The following is a 17,175-nucleotide window of genomic DNA, read 5'->3' on the forward strand; positions in this document are numbered from 1 at the left end:
TTTTTACGGGTATAATCTGGAAAAAATCTTGAAGGCATAACAATAAAAGAAGAGAGACAATGATAGAAATTCATCCTTCCCAAACAACTGAACATGAAATACTAGAACGCAGCGTATTTTTTATTTCTGATGGAACAGCAATTACGGCAGAAGTATTAGGCCATGCCGTGTTATCCCAATTTCCAATTACTATTACTTCCTATACCTTACCTTTTGTGACAAGCAAAGCCAGGGCAGAGGAAGTCAGAGATCAAATAAACGCGATATATCAGCAAACCCAAATCAAACCATTAGTTTTTTATTCCATTATTTCGGATGAAGTTAAAAGCATTATTACCCGTAGTAACGGATTTTGTCAGGATATTGTTCAAACATTAGTAGCACCATTACAGCAAGAAATTGGCCTGAAACCCAAACCAGAATTACACCGGACTCACGGTTTATCTAGAAAAAATCTGGGGCAATATGATGCGCGCATTGCTGCCATTGATTACACTCTCGCCCATGATGATGGTATTTCATTACGTAATCTTGATCAGGCTCAAGTCATTATTCTTGGCGTATCTCGGTGTGGGAAAACACCAACCAGCCTCTATCTTGCCATGCAATTTGGTATTCAGGCTGCAAACTATCCTTTTACCGCAGATGATATGGATAATTTGCAGTTACCTACCGCTTTAAAATCCTTTCAGCATAAATTATTTGGTCTGACGATTAGCCCGGAAAGGCTTGCTGCTATCCGTGAAGAGCGGCGTGAAAATAGTCGTTATGCTTCATTACGACAATGTCGGGTTGAAATTGCTGAAGTTGAGGCTTTATTCCGAAAAAATAAAATTAATTACCTGAATACTACTAATTATTCTGTCGAAGAGATTTCGGCCAAAATTATTGACAGCATGGGATTAAAACGCCGTATGTTCTGATTTCAAAACAGATTTAACAATATTTATTCATGACACTTTCTCGCGCAAATATCATGATTGTCTGTTGAATTTACTGGGGGTTGAGTTATTGTGATCCCCCAGTTATTCCAGACTCTGTCACAATATGAAGTAAAATCCGAGAAAGAAAGTATATGTACAAAACAGATGAGTTAAGAACCTCCCGCATTGATAGCCTGATCACACCTAAAGCGCTTACAGAACAATATCCTATATCAGACAAAATTTTACAAAATGTGACATTGTCACGAAAGCGTATTGAATCCATCCTAACAGGCGAGGATCAACGTCTATTAGTCATTATTGGTCCCTGCTCCATTCATGATGCTGATGCAGCCCTTGATTATGCTTCTCGCTTACGCACCCTGCGCAAAAAATACCAGCAAAATCTAGAAATCGTGATGCGAACTTACTTCGAAAAACCGAGAACCGTTGTTGGCTGGAAAGGTTTGATTTCAGATCCCATGTTAGACGGTTCTCGCCAGATTAATAAAGGGATCTCCCTTGCCCGTAAACTGCTAATTGATATCAATGAATTAGACGTCCCGACCGCTACAGAATTTCTGGATATGGTCACTGGTCAATACATTGCCGATTTAATCAGTTGGGGAGCCATCGGCGCCAGAACAACAGAAAGCCAAATTCACCGGGAAATGGCTTCTGCCTTGTCATGCCCAGTTGGTTTTAAAAACGGGACAGATGGCAATACACTTATCGCTATTGATGCAATACGTGCGGCACGAGCCAAACATATGTTTTTGTCTCCAGATAAAAACGGTCAGATGACTATTTATCAAACCAGTGGAAATCCCTACGGGCATATTATTATGCGTGGTGGGAAAAAACCGAATTACAGCGCTGAAGATATTGCAGCAACCTGCCATAAACTACGTGAATTTCACTTACCTGAACGTTTGATTGTGGATTGCAGCCATGCTAATTGCCAGAAAATCCATCGTCGTCAATTGGATATAGCAAAAAATATGAGTGAACAGATCCAATCTGGCTCAACAGCGATTGCTGGTGTTATGGCTGAAAGCTTTTTAGTTGAAGGAACTCAAAAAGTTATTAAGGGAAAATCTTTGACATACGGCCAATCTATTACCGATCCATGCCTTGGTTGGCAGGATACGGAAGAATTTATCAATATTCTTGACGAAGCTATGAGAAATCGTTCCTGAATCCTTTCTTTGCTTTGGCTCCCATCGGTTATCGGGAGCCAATCACAATAAAAATAAATATTTTAAAATCAATATATTAACTAAAAATTTCTGGTATAGAAAAAATAGCTTGAAGTTAACCATCATTGAAACGATAATTATTCTCAATATCAGAATAATTATTGTTCATGAAAATAAACTACATTGATACTCAACTCTGATGCAATAAAAAAATCTAACAAATTCACTGCTGAATAGCAGTGATATATCAGTTAATTGTGTTCATAAAAACACGCTATTTCACCATGGAATTGACTTGCATGACCTTAATTAAATCACCAAACTTAAAACTGTCTGCATTAAGTGCACTCATCTTCGCGAGTTTATCTTCTGCGTATGCCACAACAGTACCTTCGGAAACAGTACATTCCAAGAAAGAGAAATCTTCCAAAGACACGGTAACTGTCTATGCCACTGGCAACCAACGTGACAGCTTTGAAGCCCCTATGATGGTTACAGTCATTGAAGGCAATTCAGCCAGCAATCAGGTTGCAGGCAACGCAAATGATTTATTACGCAATATCCCTGGCGTGGATGTCGCTGGTGTGGGTCGTACCAATGGGCAAGATCTCAGCATTCGGGGTTATACCCAAAAAGGGGTTTTGACGCTTGTTGATGGTATTCGGCAAGGAACTGACACCGGGCACCTCAATGGTGTATTCCTCGATCCCGCTTTGATTAGGCAGGTGGAAGTTGTCCGTGGGCCATCAGCACTACTATATGGCAGTGGTGCATTGGGTGGTGTTATTGCCTATCAAACCGTCGATGCCGTAGATTTATTGGAAGAAGGCAAAAATACAGGTTTTCGTGTCTTTAGCCGCGCAGGTAGCGGTGACCACAGTCTGGGGTTTGGGGGAGCTGCATTCGGTAAAACAGAACAGCTTGATGGATTAGTTGCATTTGGCACCCGTGATGTGGGCAATATCCGCTTCGGAAAGGGCATAACAGAAAATAACGATGAATCCATTGGTAATGCGTTGGTAAAAGGTTCCTGGAAAATAAATGACAACCAAAAGCTCAGCGGCAACTTGCGTTATTACCGCAATGAGGCACATGAACCTCAAAATCCACAAACCATCTATGGCAAGAGTAACGAACGATTAGACCGCACCACAACACAACGTGATGCTCAATTGTCTTATCAATTAAATCCTGCAGAATATAGCTGGTTAAACGCCAGAGCAGACATTTATTATTCCGATATAAATATTAATAACAGAAACAAAGACAAGGTCTTTGAAGGCCGTAAACAAGAAACTTATGGTATAAAACTTGAAAACCGCTCCCATTTGGGAAGGACTGCCTTTGCTGTCCACCAATTTACCTATGGTGGTGAAGCTTATAAACAAAAACAAAAGCCAAGTAGCAGTATTGTAAAAGGTTTTCCCAACGCCGATATCCGTTTTGCATCTGGCTGGATTCAAGACGAGATGACCCTACGTGATTTACCTGTTTCATTTATTGTGGGTACACGTTACGACAATTACAAAGCCACAAATAGCAAATATGCTGATATCAGTGCCGATAAGTGGTCATCAAAAGGCGCTATTAGTATTACCCCTACAGATTGGTCAATGCTATTTGCTTCTTATTCCCAGGCATTCCGTTCCCCGACTATGGGCGAAATGTATAACGATTCCAGACATTTTCCTGGAAACTATTGGAAACCCAATCCAAACCTACGCCCTGAAAGTAACGAAACCCAGGAATATGGCTTCGGATTGCGTTTCGATGATGTTTTAGCCAACAACGATGGTCTGAAATTTAAAGCCAGCTATTTTGATACTCAAGCGAAAGATTACATATCTCTCACTATGACACCTGATATGAGGTTTACGACATCTTTCAATATTCCAAAAGCCAAAATTTGGGGTTGGGATGTTTCTATGACGTATGATTCCGCTTGGTTCTCCTGGAACCTTGCTTACAATCGAACTACGGGTAAGAACGAAGAAACTGGGGCATCTATAGGAGCACTGACCCCTGATACCCTAACCAGCACATTGGATATTCCATTATCTAATACAGATTTTTCTATTGGATGGGTCGGTAAATTTACCCAGCATACCCAAGTTAAAGGGGTATATGGCACCAATAGGAATGAATACGGTCGGAAGGTTTCTCAATACGCAGGTTATGGCGTCAATGACTTCTACGTTAGCTATCATGGCACCGGAACATTAAAAGGGTTAACTACCTCCGTTGTACTGGGTAACGCTTTTGATAAGGCCTATTACTCATCACTGGGAGCACCACAGCATGGTCGTAATGCCAAATTGTTTGTGAGCTACCAGTGGTAAAAGAACAAACAGACTATTCGCTTAATTTTAGAAAGAAATTGTTTTTAAACACCGTTTTTTAAGGAGCTAGCAACTGTGAATCAATCACTTTATGAACGTTACCTACAAGCCAAGGCAGAAAACAAAGCTAAATATGCACGTGATCTAGCTGCTTACCTTAACGTCAGCGAAGGAGAGTTATTGCATAGCCGTGTCGGTATCGACGCAAAACGTTTGAATATTGAGGCTCCTACCCTGCTTCAGGAACTGGCAGCAGTTGGCGAAACCAAAGCGATTACCCGTAATGACTTCGCAGTTCATGAACATATTGGACGCTACGAAAATACCAAATTTAGCCCACATGTTGGTTTGATCCTTAATCCGCGTGAGCTTGACTTGCGTCTATTCTTCGACCACTGGAGCAGCATTTTCTCTTTGGTTGAACCTGCCAGAAATGGAGTGCGTCACAGTATTCAATTCTTTGACCGCCAAGGCGATGCTTTGCATAAAGTCTATGCCACCAGCAACACTGATATGGCTGCATGGGATGCACTGATCGAAAAATATCAGACTAGTGAAAACCCAGCGCTGGAAATCCAACCGGAAGAAGTACCTGAACATGCAGAAGTCACAGAACAACTGAAAGCGCAGCTAGATGAAGAATGGCGTACCATGACTGACGTTCATCAATTCTTCATCATGATGAAACGTCACAATCTTAACCGCCAGCAGATTTTCAATGCAGTTAAAGATGATTTGGCTTACCGTGTGGATAATTCAGCACTCACTCAAATTGTGGAAGTTGCCTATAAAGATCAAAACGAAATCATGATCTTTGTTGGAAACCGTGGTTGTGTCCAGATTTTCACGGGTAAATTGGAACGCCTGATGCCTTATCAGGAAGAAAATTCTACCCAGAAATGGCTCAACATTTTCAACCGCAATTTCACTCTGCACCTGATTGAAAGTGCCATCGCAGAAAGCTGGGTGACCCGTAAACCCACCGATTGTGGCTTTGTCACCAGCCTTGAGTTGTTTGATGCCAATGGTAACCAAATCGCACAGTTGTACGGCCAACGCACTGAAGGCACTCCTGAACAAGCTCAATGGCGTGAACAAATTGCTGCTTTACCTAAACTGCAACCAGAACAGGAAACTTGTGTAGCATGAAAAAATGGCTTCTAACATTTATGCTTGCCATCTCTTTCAATGTGTTCTCTGCTGAACGCATTGTTACCATTGGTGGCGATGTGTCTGAAATTGTTTTTGCACTTGGCGAAGGACAGCACGTTGTCGCAAGGGACAGTACCAGTCAAAATCCCAAGGAACTGCTCTCCTTACCCGATATCGGGTATATGAGGATGCTGAACTCAGAAGGGATCCTATCCATGCGCCCATCACTGGTGATTGCAAGTGAATCGGCTCAACCTTCCCTGACACTCAAGCAAGTCGAAGATTCCGGTGTAAAAGTCATTAAAGTGACCAGCGAAACCTCGTTAGAAGCCGTTCCTGAAAAAATCATGACCGTCGCCAAGGCGGTCAACCAAGAAAAACGTGGCGAAGCATTGATTGCCCAATATCGGCAACAACTCGCAGATATCGCCACGTCAGATATTTCCACCAAAATCGTCTTTGTCATGAGTCATGGTGGCATCATGCCAATGGCGGCTGGTCAGAAAACTGCCGCCGATCAAATTATTCAAGCCATTGGTGCAAAAAATGCGATGCAAGGCTTTCAGGGATATCGTCCTTTATCTCAAGAAGGTGTTATTGCCAGCAAGCCAGACTTACTGCTGGTCAGTACCGAAGGGCTAAAAACGTTGGGTGGGATGGATAAAGTTTGGCAGCTTCCCGGGTTAAGTTTCACACCGGCAGGAAAGAAAAAACAGGTCGTGGTTGTTGATGAAATGAGCCTGCTTGGATTTGGTCTGCAAACACCTACTGTGATGAAACAAGTCCGTGATGCCGCGGAGAAAGTGCAATGAGTCATTCCCGCTCCCCCAGCCTCGGTGTGATGGTACTGAGCTTATTGTTATTCCTGCTGGCAATTGGTTCAGCAAATATGGGAGCATTGCCACTCTCTTTTAAAACACTGTGGGAATCCTCTTTGGAGGATCCACAGTGGCAAATCTGGTTAAATATTCGGTTACCACGTATTTTGCTGGCGGTCCTCGTTGGAGGAGCGCTGGCTATATCTGGTGCCGTAATGCAAGGATTATTTCGTAACCCTCTGGCTGATCCCGGATTATTAGGGATCAGCAGTGGTGCAGCACTTACCGTCGCAATGTTTATTGTATTGCCTTTCGCTCTACCTGCCAGCATTGCGTTGTACGGACATATTATTGCAGCGTTTATCGGCAGTTTATTAGTATCATCCCTGATATTCATCCTCAATAAATATAACCACGGCAATCTGTCAAAGCTACTCCTTGCAGGCATTGCCATTAATGCACTATGTTCGTCATTTATTGGTGTATTGAGTTATATCAGTAACGACCAACAATTACGCCAATTTTCCATTTGGATGATGGGTTCACTCAGTCAAATAGAATGGCCAACACTCGCTATTGCTGCATCACTCATTATTCCTGTTTGTATACTGACAATCAGTCAGTCACGTAAACTCAATTTGCTGCAACTAGGAGATGAAGAAGCGCACTATTTAGGCATTAACGTCCAACGCACCAAATATCAACTATTACTGTTAAGTGCTTTGTTAGTTGGATGTGCCGTTGCTTTGACCGGTGTCATTGGTTTCATTGGTTTAGTTATCCCACATCTTGCCAGACAACGATTTGGGGGAGATCATACCTGGCTGCTGCCGATATCTGCCTTGGGTGGTGCCTGTCTTCTGTTAAAAGCCGACACATTAGCCAGAACATTAGTTTCTCCTGCTGAAATGCCAGTAGGCCTTATCACTGGTTTGATCGGTGCTCCCTATTTTTTATGGCTCATTCTTAAGCCATCAAGAAACCGCTCATAATGGAACCGATCATGTCAAATAATTTACTTGAAGCGCAAAATTTAAATTATTTCATCGGGCAGCGTCAGATAATCAAGGATGTTTCCCTTTCCCTGCGTCAGGGGGAAATTGTCGCAATTATTGGCCCAAACGGGGCGGGAAAATCAACACTGTTACGTCTATTGACCGGCTATATCCTATCCAGTTCAGGAGATTGTCTGTTAAAAGGAATTCCCATTTCCCGCTGGCCAACTCAGCAGTTAGCTCGTATTCGTGCAGTCATGCGGCAATATAGCGCCCTCACCTTTCCTTTTAGCGTAGAGGAAGTCATCGCTATGGGACGTGTTCCCCATGAAAATGCCCACAAAAAAACCGCCATTGATGAAGCGATTGCATTGACAGAGTGTGAAGAGCTGAGAAACAGAAATTATCAGAAATTATCTGGAGGGGAACAACAACGGGTTCAACTGGCAAGGGTTTTAGCTCAACTTTGGCACCCTGAACCTACCGAATCTTGTCTGTTTTTGGATGAACCCACGTCAGCACTAGATCTTTATCACCAGCAACATACATTGCGATTAGTTCACCGCCTGACACGAAAACATCCCATCGCTGTCTGTTGTGTACTGCATGATTTGAATCTGGCATCACTTTACGCCGATAAGATTATTTTGTTGCACAAAGGCCGATTAGTAGCATCCGGAGTGCCACAAGATGTACTGCGTGACGATATTCTTAAGCAATGGTATCAAGCCGATTTGGGCGTTATGCAGCATCCTGAAACTCATCAGCCACAGATCTATCTTCGACAATAAAAGGTTAGCGTTCATTCCCTTTTAATTAATGTGATGCAGATAAAAAGGCAAATTTTGCTGTAATCGGCGAAATTTGCCTCAAATAAGTAAAAATTAAGTTCAAAACAGCTTGGAATTAATTAATATTTTTAGCAATACGTTGTTGGCGGGCTGAAGGTAAATACCAAAGTGTGGCAATAAAACACAGGGTATGACTCCCGTTATCACTAATGCGTAAAAAATAAAAAAACCAGTTTTCTGGTTAAATAGATAATATCCGATTGCATTACACCCTCAACCGCACATTTTGCGTATACGATATAAAAAAGAAATTCTTAAAATGGCTCACATAATAACGTAACTACTTATTTATCAGTATATTTTTAGCAAAACCCCACCCATGTGGAAGGTAAACATGTTAGAAAATGTTATCAACGATATTGTAAGATGGTTAGAAAGCCAACTTCAACAAACTGAAGGTATCAAAATAGATGCTATAGCCCATAAAAGTGGTTATTCAAAATGGCATTTACAACGAATTTTTAAGGAGTTGAAAGGCTGTACGTTAGGCCAATATGTGCGTCGCCGTCGCCTCCATGAAGCAGCCAGATCTTTGCGTGAAGGCAATCTGCCCATTCTTGACATTGCTCTTCAATATGGCTTTAGCTCTCAAGCTACATTTACCCGAATATTTAAAAAACATTTTAATACTACGCCCGCTAAATTCCGGGAAAATGGACATCTGCCTGAGTTAAAAACATTTTTGTATTGTGAGGAATATATCCCGAAGTATAAATACTGCGAATAATAAATACGGGAACATGAGAATCGGAAAGCAGCAGACGTAATGAGGACATTTTTGACTCCGGCAAAAATAATAAGGCGTTAAGATATCATAAAGCACTGCCGGAACAACGAAACAGAAGTGATGTTAAATCCTACGCGCTTGCCAAAAAACACGGCGCCAATACACATTATCAAGAGAAGAACGTATTACGCCTTTACTTGTGGATGCATGAATAAACGTATTGTTAATATCGTAAATACCTACATGCAACCCACTTTTTCCACTGCCGGTTTTGAAAAAAACCAGATCACCAGGCATCAGATCATCTTGGCTTATCCGTGTGCCTATTTGGGTTTGTTCACTTGTTGTTCGCGGAAGCTGGATATTAAAGCGATCAGAAAAAGTCCGGTACACAAAGCCTGAACAGTCAATACCATGCCTATCCATGCCACCATAGCGATACGGTGTATTCCGCCATTGCTCAAGTTGATCTTTTAACTGAGCAATGACCATTATCGGATCAGAGAGAGCAGCTTTCAGCGGAGATGAATTAGGCTTGAAAACAGGGTTGGTACAACCAATAAGAAAAAAACTTAATAACAAGCATAAATGCCTTATTTTTATTACCATCCGCTTTCCCTCAATCATCATTTTTCCTCAATCACCACATAGAAATGACAAACTTTAACTATTTTGTTTCCGGTCTGCTGATTAACCAAACGCCCAATAAGATGAAAAAAACGCCCACCGTTTTTAACAGTGAGATAGTTTCACTAAACCAAGGTAATAAAGCCACCATTAAATAAACAAAGGCATAACTCAGGCTAATAATAGGGTACGCTTTATTCAATGGCAGATATTTCAATGTGAAAAACCAACATAACATGGATAATATATAACCCGTCAGTCCTGCCATAATCATCAGCAAAGGATTGTGATTTGCCCGAAGCCAGTTGATATCCAGCCAATGCATTGATAACGAAAGTTCCGACAGATGAGCAACTCCCCACTTCAATAACAATTGCGCTACAGTAATCAGCAAAACACTCGCCATCCCCCAAAGATAACCTTTCACTGACTCAAACTCATTAATAAGATGCCGAACATAATGGAAAAAATCCCCATCCAGTGCGTTAACCCCACCTTTTCCTGATATAAAAATTGCCCAATTAAAGTCACTATGACAAAATTTATACTAAGCATAGGGTAAGCAATGCTCAATGGAAAAAATTGCAATAATCGCAACCAAAATATCATTCCTATACCCAACAGAAGAATAGCACTGGATAGCCATATCGCCATCAGTACCACTTTATGCGGGGTATCTTTTTTCTGCCAACAAATAACCGCTTGCTTCTGGCATAATTGTCCCATACAAGTAAGCAAGCTAACCAAAATCAATAATGTTATATTGCTGTTCATGACTGTTTCTTATAAATCACAAGCACGAATCTATGATTACGACGCACAAAATCCGATTCCGGTAATTCCGACAATTCACCTTCTGAGGGTAATAGGAAAACAATAGCGACTTGACCTTTTTTACGTGCTTTCGCTAGCCACGCTGGAAATTTTTGCTCCGTGATATATCGATATTGACTATCAGGGTAAGTAAGGCCATATTCTAACTCCCCGGGACGATCAAACAGGTAAATATCACTGCGTTTCAACTCCCACGCAATCGCTGCACCCACGCCAACAGATTGAGACAAGATATATTTACTGTCAGCCAATTCTTTTTCGTTTTGCTGAATGAAATGCTGGGGAAGTTTCGAATTTATCGTCTTATCGGGCAAAGCACTACCTATCGATAAGTTAAGCATAATTGAACAAGCGGCAGCCCATAACCAATATTTACCACCGCGAATAAAACAAAAATAACCAATTCCACCCCAAACGCCAAAGGCAATAATTCCCACAATCCATTTTAGCCATTCGTCGGGTTGATAAAGTGGGGGATCTTTTAAGGTTTCCAGGATAAAAAGTACCAAAATGGCAAGTAATCCAATGAAGACATTCACCAATCCATTTATTTTCAATGCATTCATGTTGCCATTTTTGACACAATCAACACCATACTTTGCCATCATCATTGCTAAGGGGCCGATAAAGGGTAAAACGTACGTTGGCAGTTTCCCTTTTGCGATGCTAAAAAATACAAATGGAACAACAAACCAGCAAAACAAGAAAAACATTTCTGGGTGACTTTTTTTCTCTTTCCAGCTTTTGATCAAAGCCCCTGGTAGTAACCCTAACCACGGGATCACGCCTAAGATCAAGATGGGTAAATAATACCAAATAGGTGCAATATGCTGAGCTTTCTCAGAAGCAAAACGCTGTATATGCTCTACCCAAAAGAAATAATGCCAGTAATCCGGTTCACGCACAGCAATTACAATCACCCACGGCAGGCTGATTAAAACAGCAAAAATCACGGCAAGAGGCCCAAAACGAACCATTTCCCAAAAGCGTTTCTGGTATATCGTAATGGGTAGCATGGCAATCACGGGTAACGCCAATGCCAGAAATCCTTTTGTCATAAAAGCCATTCCACAGGTCAGCCCCAGAACAGACCATGCCAAAATTCGTTCTCGGATCGCCACCGCCTTAAGCGCCCAATAACAACTCACGATCCCCGCTGTAATCCATAAAGAAAACACAGGATCAAGGACGCTGTAGGTGCCAATGGAAAAAACAATAAACATGGAAATGTAAATCAGGCTGGAAACAAAAGCAGTCTGGCGGCATTGCCACATCATCATTGCTAAACGATAAAGGAGAAATACGCTGATTAGGGTACTAAGCACGGAGCCAAAACGGACAGCAAAATTATTGTCACCAAAAATCCACTGGCTGATGTTGTTGATCCAATATCCTGCTACTGGTTTTTCAAAATAGCGAATATCCAAGAAGTAAGGTACGATCCAATCCCCACGTTGCAACATCTCCCTGCTAATTTCAGCATACCGAGTTTCATCCGGCTGCCATAATAAACGACTATCCAACGGCAATAAGTAAGTAAGAACAAAAAAAAGAGCCATCAGAACGGCTCCTGCTTTACTCGCTCGGGTGTTCAACATCTGTGTTATACCTCTTGTTGGCAACCTAACCAGCCTTCACGACCAGGAAAATACGAACGAACAATTTTTCCGGCAGGGAGCGTATCCCTATTTTCTGGTAACAAATGGCTTAATTTACAGAACTGAATATCTTGTTGATGAAGCATGTCCAGCAATGTCTCAAATTGTGAAGATTTCGCCATACCTTCGACTTCGGTATGGATCGTATAAACAGGAACTCCATGATCATTTTTAATCGCGTCAAGGATAAAGTGATTAAAATCTGCATCGCTGACTTGTGTTCCAACAACTTCATCATAGGTAGGTAATGTGACAGGAATTTGTACAGTTCCCACTTGTCCATCGGGCAAAAGTGGCCTGAATGGATGTGTTCCGCGGCAATCACTGTTGTAATCAAAACCAAAACACTGTTTAACCGCCAACACTCGTTCATCAGCTCGCCAACCCGCAACGGCTGAACATGTAACGGCGTTTCCTGTTGCCTTTTCCAAAGCATCAACACCTAATTTCACTTGTTCTGTTAATTGCTTCTCCGACCAACTCCCTACTTTTGCCTGCCAACCTTGATGATCCCATGCATGTAAGCCAACTTCATGACCTGCATCCATTGTTTGCTTCATCAAATGCCCTAAATCTTTTGCGATTTTTTTCCCCGGCCAGGCTGTACCAGCCAATAAAATATCCAGACCATAAAGAGACACTGCATTTGATCTCAGCATCTTCCAGAGAAACTTCGGACGCAACAGGCGCCATAAATGACGCCCCATATTGTCCGGCCCAACACTGAAGAAAAAGCTGGCTTGAATATGGTGCTTTTGTAAAACTTCCAGCAACCGTGGTACACCTTCCTTAGTGCCTTGATAAGTGTCCACATCAATTCTCAAACCAACTTTTTTCATTACGTTATTCCCACTCTCTTCCTCGTTTTCCAATTGACTTTTTAGTTTTTCCCTTTGAATTCTTCAACTGCTCCACGCAGAAAGAAATCCAATGTTTCATCAATGGTTTGCTTCATATCAATAGTGGGTTTCCAACCTAACAGACGCTCTGCGTTCTTTATGCTCGGTTTGCGGTGTGCAACATCCTGATAGCCTTGCCCATAATAACTGCTGCTTTCGATCTTCTTGAATCCAGCAAATGGAGGAAAGTGCCCTCGCAATGCATGTTGCTCAAAGCTATCTAATAACATTTCGGCCAGTTGGCGAATACTCGCTTCATTTGTTGGATTACCGATGTTGATTATTTGGCTATCGCATAACCCATCCCGGTTTTCGATGATCCTGAATAATGCTTCAATACCATCATGGATATCCGTAAAACAACGTTTTTGCTCTCCCCCATCCACCAGTTTAATTGGAGAACCTTCCACCAGATTCAAAATCAATTGGGTAATAGCCCTTGAACTACCAATACGCGCTGAATTTAGGTTATCCAGCCTTGGCCCCATCCAGTTAAACGGGCGGAATAAGGTAAATTTCAGGCCTTCTTGTGTACCATATGCCCAAATGACTCGATCAAGTAATTGTTTTGAAACTGAATAGATCCAACGCTGTTTATTAATAGGTCCAACAATCAGACGCGAAGTATCTTCATCAAATTCTTTATCATCACACATACCGTAAACTTCGGATGTAGATGGGAAAATAATCCGTTTATTGTATTTAACACAATAACGAACAATTTTAAGATTCTCTTCAAAATCCAGCTCAAAGACTCGCAAAGGATTACGGGTATATTCGATCGGAGTTGCGATTGCCACTAACGGCAGGATGACATCACATTTTTTGATGTGATATTCAATCCATTCAGTATGAATGCTGATATCACCTTCAATAAAGTGAAAGCGAGGATTACCAATAAACCGTTCAATCGCAGAAGAACCAATATCCATCCCGTAAATGTCATAATTGCCATCACTCAACAATCGTTCAGTCAGATGGTTACCAATGAATCCATTGACGCCCAAAATAAGAACACGCTTACGACGACTGACTTGAGTTGTTGCTTTAGGACCAACATGAATCCCTGCGACAATGCCCATCTCAAGAGCTAATCGATTACCTTGAACATAAAGCCCTGCCTCCCCTTGGCCGCTAATAATTTCCAGCGCACCATCACCACAAGCAATCACAAATGGATCAGTCGAAATTACAATCCCCGGGCGTTTCCCGTGGGACTGATTAAGTGGCCGTGAACGCCAAATTGTCATCTTACGTTCACCGAGAAAAGTAAATGCGCCTGGGTATGGCTCTGTCACTGCCCTGACTAAGTTATTAATCTCTTTGGCAGACTTATTCCATACTATTTCACCATCTTCAGCGGTGCGGCGGCCAAAATAAGTTGCCTGGCTTTCATCCTGTGGAATTGATGGATAATGACCTGATTTTATTTGAGGCAGAATGCGATCCAATAATTCAACTGTCGCTTCGCGTATTTTTCCATGTATTATCAGCGAAGTCTCATTTTCAGCAATCTGTACAACCTGTTGCGCGATAATATCTCCCGCATCCGGCTTCTCCAGCATTTTATGTAATGTTACACCGGTTTCGAGCTCTCCATTGAGTACTGCCCAGTTAACCGGAGCACGGCCACGATATTTCGGCAACAAGGAGCCATGAAGGTTAAATGCGCCTTTTTCAGCCAGCGACAGAATTTCCTGGCTAAGCATATTGCGATAGTAAAAAGAGAAAATAACATCTGGTTTCATCTCACGAATGCGTTCAACCCAAAGCGGGTGATTCACATTTTCTGGCGCAAACACGGGTAAATCCAAATCAGCGCCGATACGTGCCACAGAAGAGAAAAAATGATTTTCATTTGGAAAATCAGTGTGAGTGAATACAGCCTGAACTTCAAAACCAGCTTTGACTAATGCGTTAAGTCCGACACAACCAATATCGTGATAGGCAAAAATAACTGCTTTCATTAGCTTTCTTCCTGATTGTCGTTAGTCTTCTTAACTCCGACCACTTTTTGAATAAAATAGCGCGGGCGAGCACGAACATCGTTATATATTCGACCAATGTATTCGCCCAATAGTCCCATGGCGACGAACTGTGCGCCAATGAACATGAAAAGAATAGCAAACAGGGTAAACACCCCTTCAGCAGCCCACATTGAACCAAATATAAGGCGCAGAACAATCAGTAACACCGCCAACAAGAAACCTGTTATGGCAATGATACTTCCCGCGACACTCAGTAACCGTAATGGTGCAGTTGTTAAGCACGTCAGAAGGTCATACATCAGATTTATCAGTTTCATAAAACTGTACTTAGAATCCCCAAACTCACGCTCTGCATGGGCTACGTCAATTTCTATTGTTCTGCGCGCAAAGGTATTGGCAAGGATAGGAATAAACGTACTGCGTTCATGACATTGAAGCATTGCGTGTATAATGTGACGTCGATACGCGCGCAACATGCAACCATAATCCCCCATTGAACGCCCCGTCGCCTTGGTTATCATTGCATTGATTATTTTAGAAGCGGTTTTACGGAACCAAGAGTCTTGTCGATGAATACGACGTGTACCCACAACGTCATATCCCTCTTCCGCCTTTTTAACTAAACGAGGAATTTCTTCTGGCGGGTTTTGCAAATCAGCATCAAGTGTAATAACCAGATCACCGTCAGCTTGATGGAAACCGGCCATAATTGCTGAATGTTGCCCATAATTACGGTTAAGTAAAATCGCAATCACATGATTTTCTGGAGATTCAGCCGCCTGAGTTAAGATCTCGACAGAATTATCATGGCTGCCATCATCGACCAAGATTAATTCATATTTCTGCTTTAATTTTTGGCACGCTGCGAGAGTTCTTTCCAGTAACTGGGGTAAACTTTCTTCTTCGTTGTAAACAGGAATAACGACTGAAACTTTTTTGATCTTCTCAAATGTCACTTAATTATGCTCCGAAAGAATTTCAGTTATCACATTCACGACACGATCTACATCGGCATTGCTCATATCTGGAAAAAGAGGTAATGAACAAAGCGTTGACGAATTCCACTCAGATACAGGCAGGGAGAGTTGTGGATAACGCTCACGATAATATTTTTGTGTGTGCGCAGCCCTGAAATGCAAACCTGTGCCAATATTTCTGTCCTTCAAGCGTGCCATAAAAGTATCGCGGTCAATACCACAGATACTTTTGTCAACACGTACCATAAAAAGATGGTGGGAATGCAAATGCGCATATTCGGGAACTTTCAGCATTTGCAACGGTGAATCAATAAGAGCAGCAGAATAGCGAGCCACCAACTCCCGACGACGTTCATTCATTGATGCCAGTTTGCCTAGTTGCACAACTGCCATCGCCGCATGAATATCTGACAGGTTGTATTTAAAACCTGGCTCAATCACTTCCGCTTGCGGTTTCCTGCCCTGAATTTGCCTATCAAAAGCATCTACCGCTAAGCCATGAAATTTTAGACAACGGATCCGTTGGGCAAGCTCATCATCATCTGTAACGAACATGCCACCTTCGGCGCAGGTCATGTTTTTAATAGCATGAAAAGAAAAAATTGCGGTACCCCGCTCTCCGACCCATTCATTTTTATAACGGGTACCGACCGCATGGGCTGCATCTTCAATCAGGGGAATATTAACTTCTTGAGCGACAGCACGCAGAGCGTCAAGGTCACAAGGCGCTCCCGCATAATGGACGGGAATAATTGCTTTGGTTTTGGGGGTAATCGCTTTTTTGATTGTTTCTGCACTAACCATCAACGTATCACGGTCAACATCAACCATGACAGGCTCAGCGCCTAACAAACAAATCATATTGATAGTGGAAACCCAAGTTTGGGAAGGCGTAATGACTTCATCACCTGGACCTATGCCCAGAGCCAACAAAGCTAAATGCATACCCGCCGTCGCAGAATATAGAGCAATAGCATGTTTGCATCCAAACATAAGAGAAAAATCTTGCTCTAATTGATGATTTTGTGGGCCTGTCGTAATCCAACCTGAGTGTAAAACTTTCTCTATCGCTTCTATCTCTTCGCTGCCAATTGCAGGACGAGAAAATGGCAAAAAACTATCCATAATCGCCTTGTGCCTTGTCTATCCCAAATTGTTTTATAATCAATCGATACTAGATGATGATTT

16 protein-coding genes are annotated in these 17,175 nt (G+C 42.1%); 8 read left to right on the plus strand and 8 right to left on the minus strand.

Annotation, left to right across the window (positions count from 1 at the left end):
- Positions 1-59 precede the first annotated feature (59 nt).
- The 8 genes from ppsR to ACE1SE_RS10165 all read left to right on the plus strand — a co-directional run bounded on the left by ppsR (position 60) and on the right by ACE1SE_RS10165 (position 9,004).
- Positions 60-923 (plus strand): posphoenolpyruvate synthetase regulatory kinase/phosphorylase PpsR, encoded by an 864-nt coding sequence (gene ppsR, locus ACE1SE_RS10130; RefSeq protein WP_374050789.1) that lies wholly within the window; start codon positions 60-62, stop codon positions 921-923.
- A 152-nt stretch (positions 924-1,075) separates the two neighbouring features.
- On the plus strand, positions 1,076-2,122 hold the full coding sequence (locus ACE1SE_RS10135) for a 3-deoxy-7-phosphoheptulonate synthase (RefSeq protein ID WP_374050790.1): 1,047 nt from the start codon (positions 1,076-1,078) through the stop codon (positions 2,120-2,122).
- A 299-nt stretch (positions 2,123-2,421) separates the two neighbouring features.
- Positions 2,422-4,461 (plus strand): TonB-dependent hemoglobin/transferrin/lactoferrin family receptor, encoded by a 2,040-nt coding sequence (locus tag ACE1SE_RS10140; RefSeq protein WP_374050791.1) that lies wholly within the window; start codon positions 2,422-2,424, stop codon positions 4,459-4,461.
- A gap of 75 nt (positions 4,462-4,536) precedes the next feature.
- Positions 4,537-5,610 carry a hemin-degrading factor gene (locus ACE1SE_RS10145; protein WP_374050792.1) on the plus strand — a complete coding sequence of 358 codons (1,074 nt, stop codon included), beginning with the start codon at positions 4,537-4,539 and terminating at the stop codon, positions 5,608-5,610.
- Positions 5,607-6,425: a heme/hemin ABC transporter substrate-binding protein gene (locus ACE1SE_RS10150; RefSeq protein WP_374050793.1), complete on the plus strand. Its 819-nt coding sequence runs from the start codon at positions 5,607-5,609 to the stop codon at positions 6,423-6,425. Before ACE1SE_RS10145 ends, ACE1SE_RS10150 begins: the two co-directional genes overlap by 4 nt.
- Positions 6,422-7,423 (plus strand): FecCD family ABC transporter permease, encoded by a 1,002-nt coding sequence (locus ACE1SE_RS10155; RefSeq protein ID WP_374050794.1) that lies wholly within the window; start codon positions 6,422-6,424, stop codon positions 7,421-7,423. The genes ACE1SE_RS10150 and ACE1SE_RS10155 overlap by 4 nt, the downstream gene beginning before the upstream one ends.
- Positions 7,423-8,217 (plus strand): heme ABC transporter ATP-binding protein, encoded by a 795-nt coding sequence (locus ACE1SE_RS10160; RefSeq protein ID WP_374050795.1) that lies wholly within the window; start codon positions 7,423-7,425, stop codon positions 8,215-8,217. The genes ACE1SE_RS10155 and ACE1SE_RS10160 overlap by 1 nt, the downstream gene beginning before the upstream one ends.
- Positions 8,218-8,611: 394 nt before the next feature.
- Positions 8,612-9,004 (plus strand): helix-turn-helix domain-containing protein, encoded by a 393-nt coding sequence (locus ACE1SE_RS10165; RefSeq protein WP_374050796.1) that lies wholly within the window; start codon positions 8,612-8,614, stop codon positions 9,002-9,004.
- A gap of 123 nt (positions 9,005-9,127) precedes the next feature.
- On the opposite strand, the gene ACE1SE_RS10170 is transcribed toward ACE1SE_RS10165, so the two are convergent.
- Genes ACE1SE_RS10170 through arnB form a run of 8 tightly spaced genes read right to left on the minus strand, consistent with a single transcriptional unit; the run spans position 9,128 to position 17,112 of the window.
- Complete coding sequence (locus tag ACE1SE_RS10170) at positions 9,128-9,613, minus strand: C40 family peptidase (RefSeq protein ID WP_374050797.1); 486 nt, start codon at positions 9,611-9,613, stop codon at positions 9,128-9,130.
- A 58-nt stretch (positions 9,614-9,671) separates the two neighbouring features.
- Positions 9,672-10,037, minus strand: coding sequence for a 4-amino-4-deoxy-L-arabinose-phosphoundecaprenol flippase subunit ArnF (gene arnF, locus ACE1SE_RS10175; RefSeq protein ID WP_374053644.1), 366 nt, complete (start codon positions 10,035-10,037; stop codon positions 9,672-9,674).
- A gap of 17 nt (positions 10,038-10,054) precedes the next feature.
- Positions 10,055-10,405: a 4-amino-4-deoxy-L-arabinose-phosphoundecaprenol flippase subunit ArnE gene (gene arnE / locus ACE1SE_RS10180; RefSeq protein WP_374050798.1), complete on the minus strand. Its 351-nt coding sequence runs from the start codon at positions 10,403-10,405 to the stop codon at positions 10,055-10,057.
- Entirely contained in the window at positions 10,402-12,063 is a 1,662-nt protein-coding gene (gene arnT, locus ACE1SE_RS10185; RefSeq protein ID WP_374050799.1) for a lipid IV(A) 4-amino-4-deoxy-L-arabinosyltransferase, read from the minus strand. Before arnT ends, arnE begins: the two co-directional genes overlap by 4 nt.
- A gap of 5 nt (positions 12,064-12,068) precedes the next feature.
- The gene (gene arnD / locus ACE1SE_RS10190) at positions 12,069-12,962 is read right to left on the minus strand and encodes a 4-deoxy-4-formamido-L-arabinose-phosphoundecaprenol deformylase (protein WP_374050800.1); all 894 of its coding nucleotides are present in this window, start codon (positions 12,960-12,962) and stop codon (positions 12,069-12,071) included.
- A 41-nt stretch (positions 12,963-13,003) separates the two neighbouring features.
- Positions 13,004-14,989 carry a bifunctional UDP-4-amino-4-deoxy-L-arabinose formyltransferase/UDP-glucuronic acid oxidase ArnA gene (arnA, locus tag ACE1SE_RS10195; protein ID WP_374050801.1) on the minus strand — a complete coding sequence of 662 codons (1,986 nt, stop codon included), beginning with the start codon at positions 14,987-14,989 and terminating at the stop codon, positions 13,004-13,006.
- The gene (arnC, locus tag ACE1SE_RS10200) at positions 14,989-15,966 is read right to left on the minus strand and encodes an undecaprenyl-phosphate 4-deoxy-4-formamido-L-arabinose transferase (RefSeq protein ID WP_374050802.1); all 978 of its coding nucleotides are present in this window, start codon (positions 15,964-15,966) and stop codon (positions 14,989-14,991) included. The genes arnA and arnC overlap by 1 nt, the downstream gene beginning before the upstream one ends.
- The gene (gene arnB / locus ACE1SE_RS10205) at positions 15,967-17,112 is read right to left on the minus strand and encodes a UDP-4-amino-4-deoxy-L-arabinose aminotransferase (protein WP_374050803.1); all 1,146 of its coding nucleotides are present in this window, start codon (positions 17,110-17,112) and stop codon (positions 15,967-15,969) included.
- Positions 17,113-17,175 lie beyond the last annotated feature (63 nt).

Source organism: Xenorhabdus taiwanensis (assembly GCF_036512875.1).
GTDB lineage: Bacteria > Pseudomonadota > Gammaproteobacteria > Enterobacterales > Enterobacteriaceae > Xenorhabdus > Xenorhabdus taiwanensis.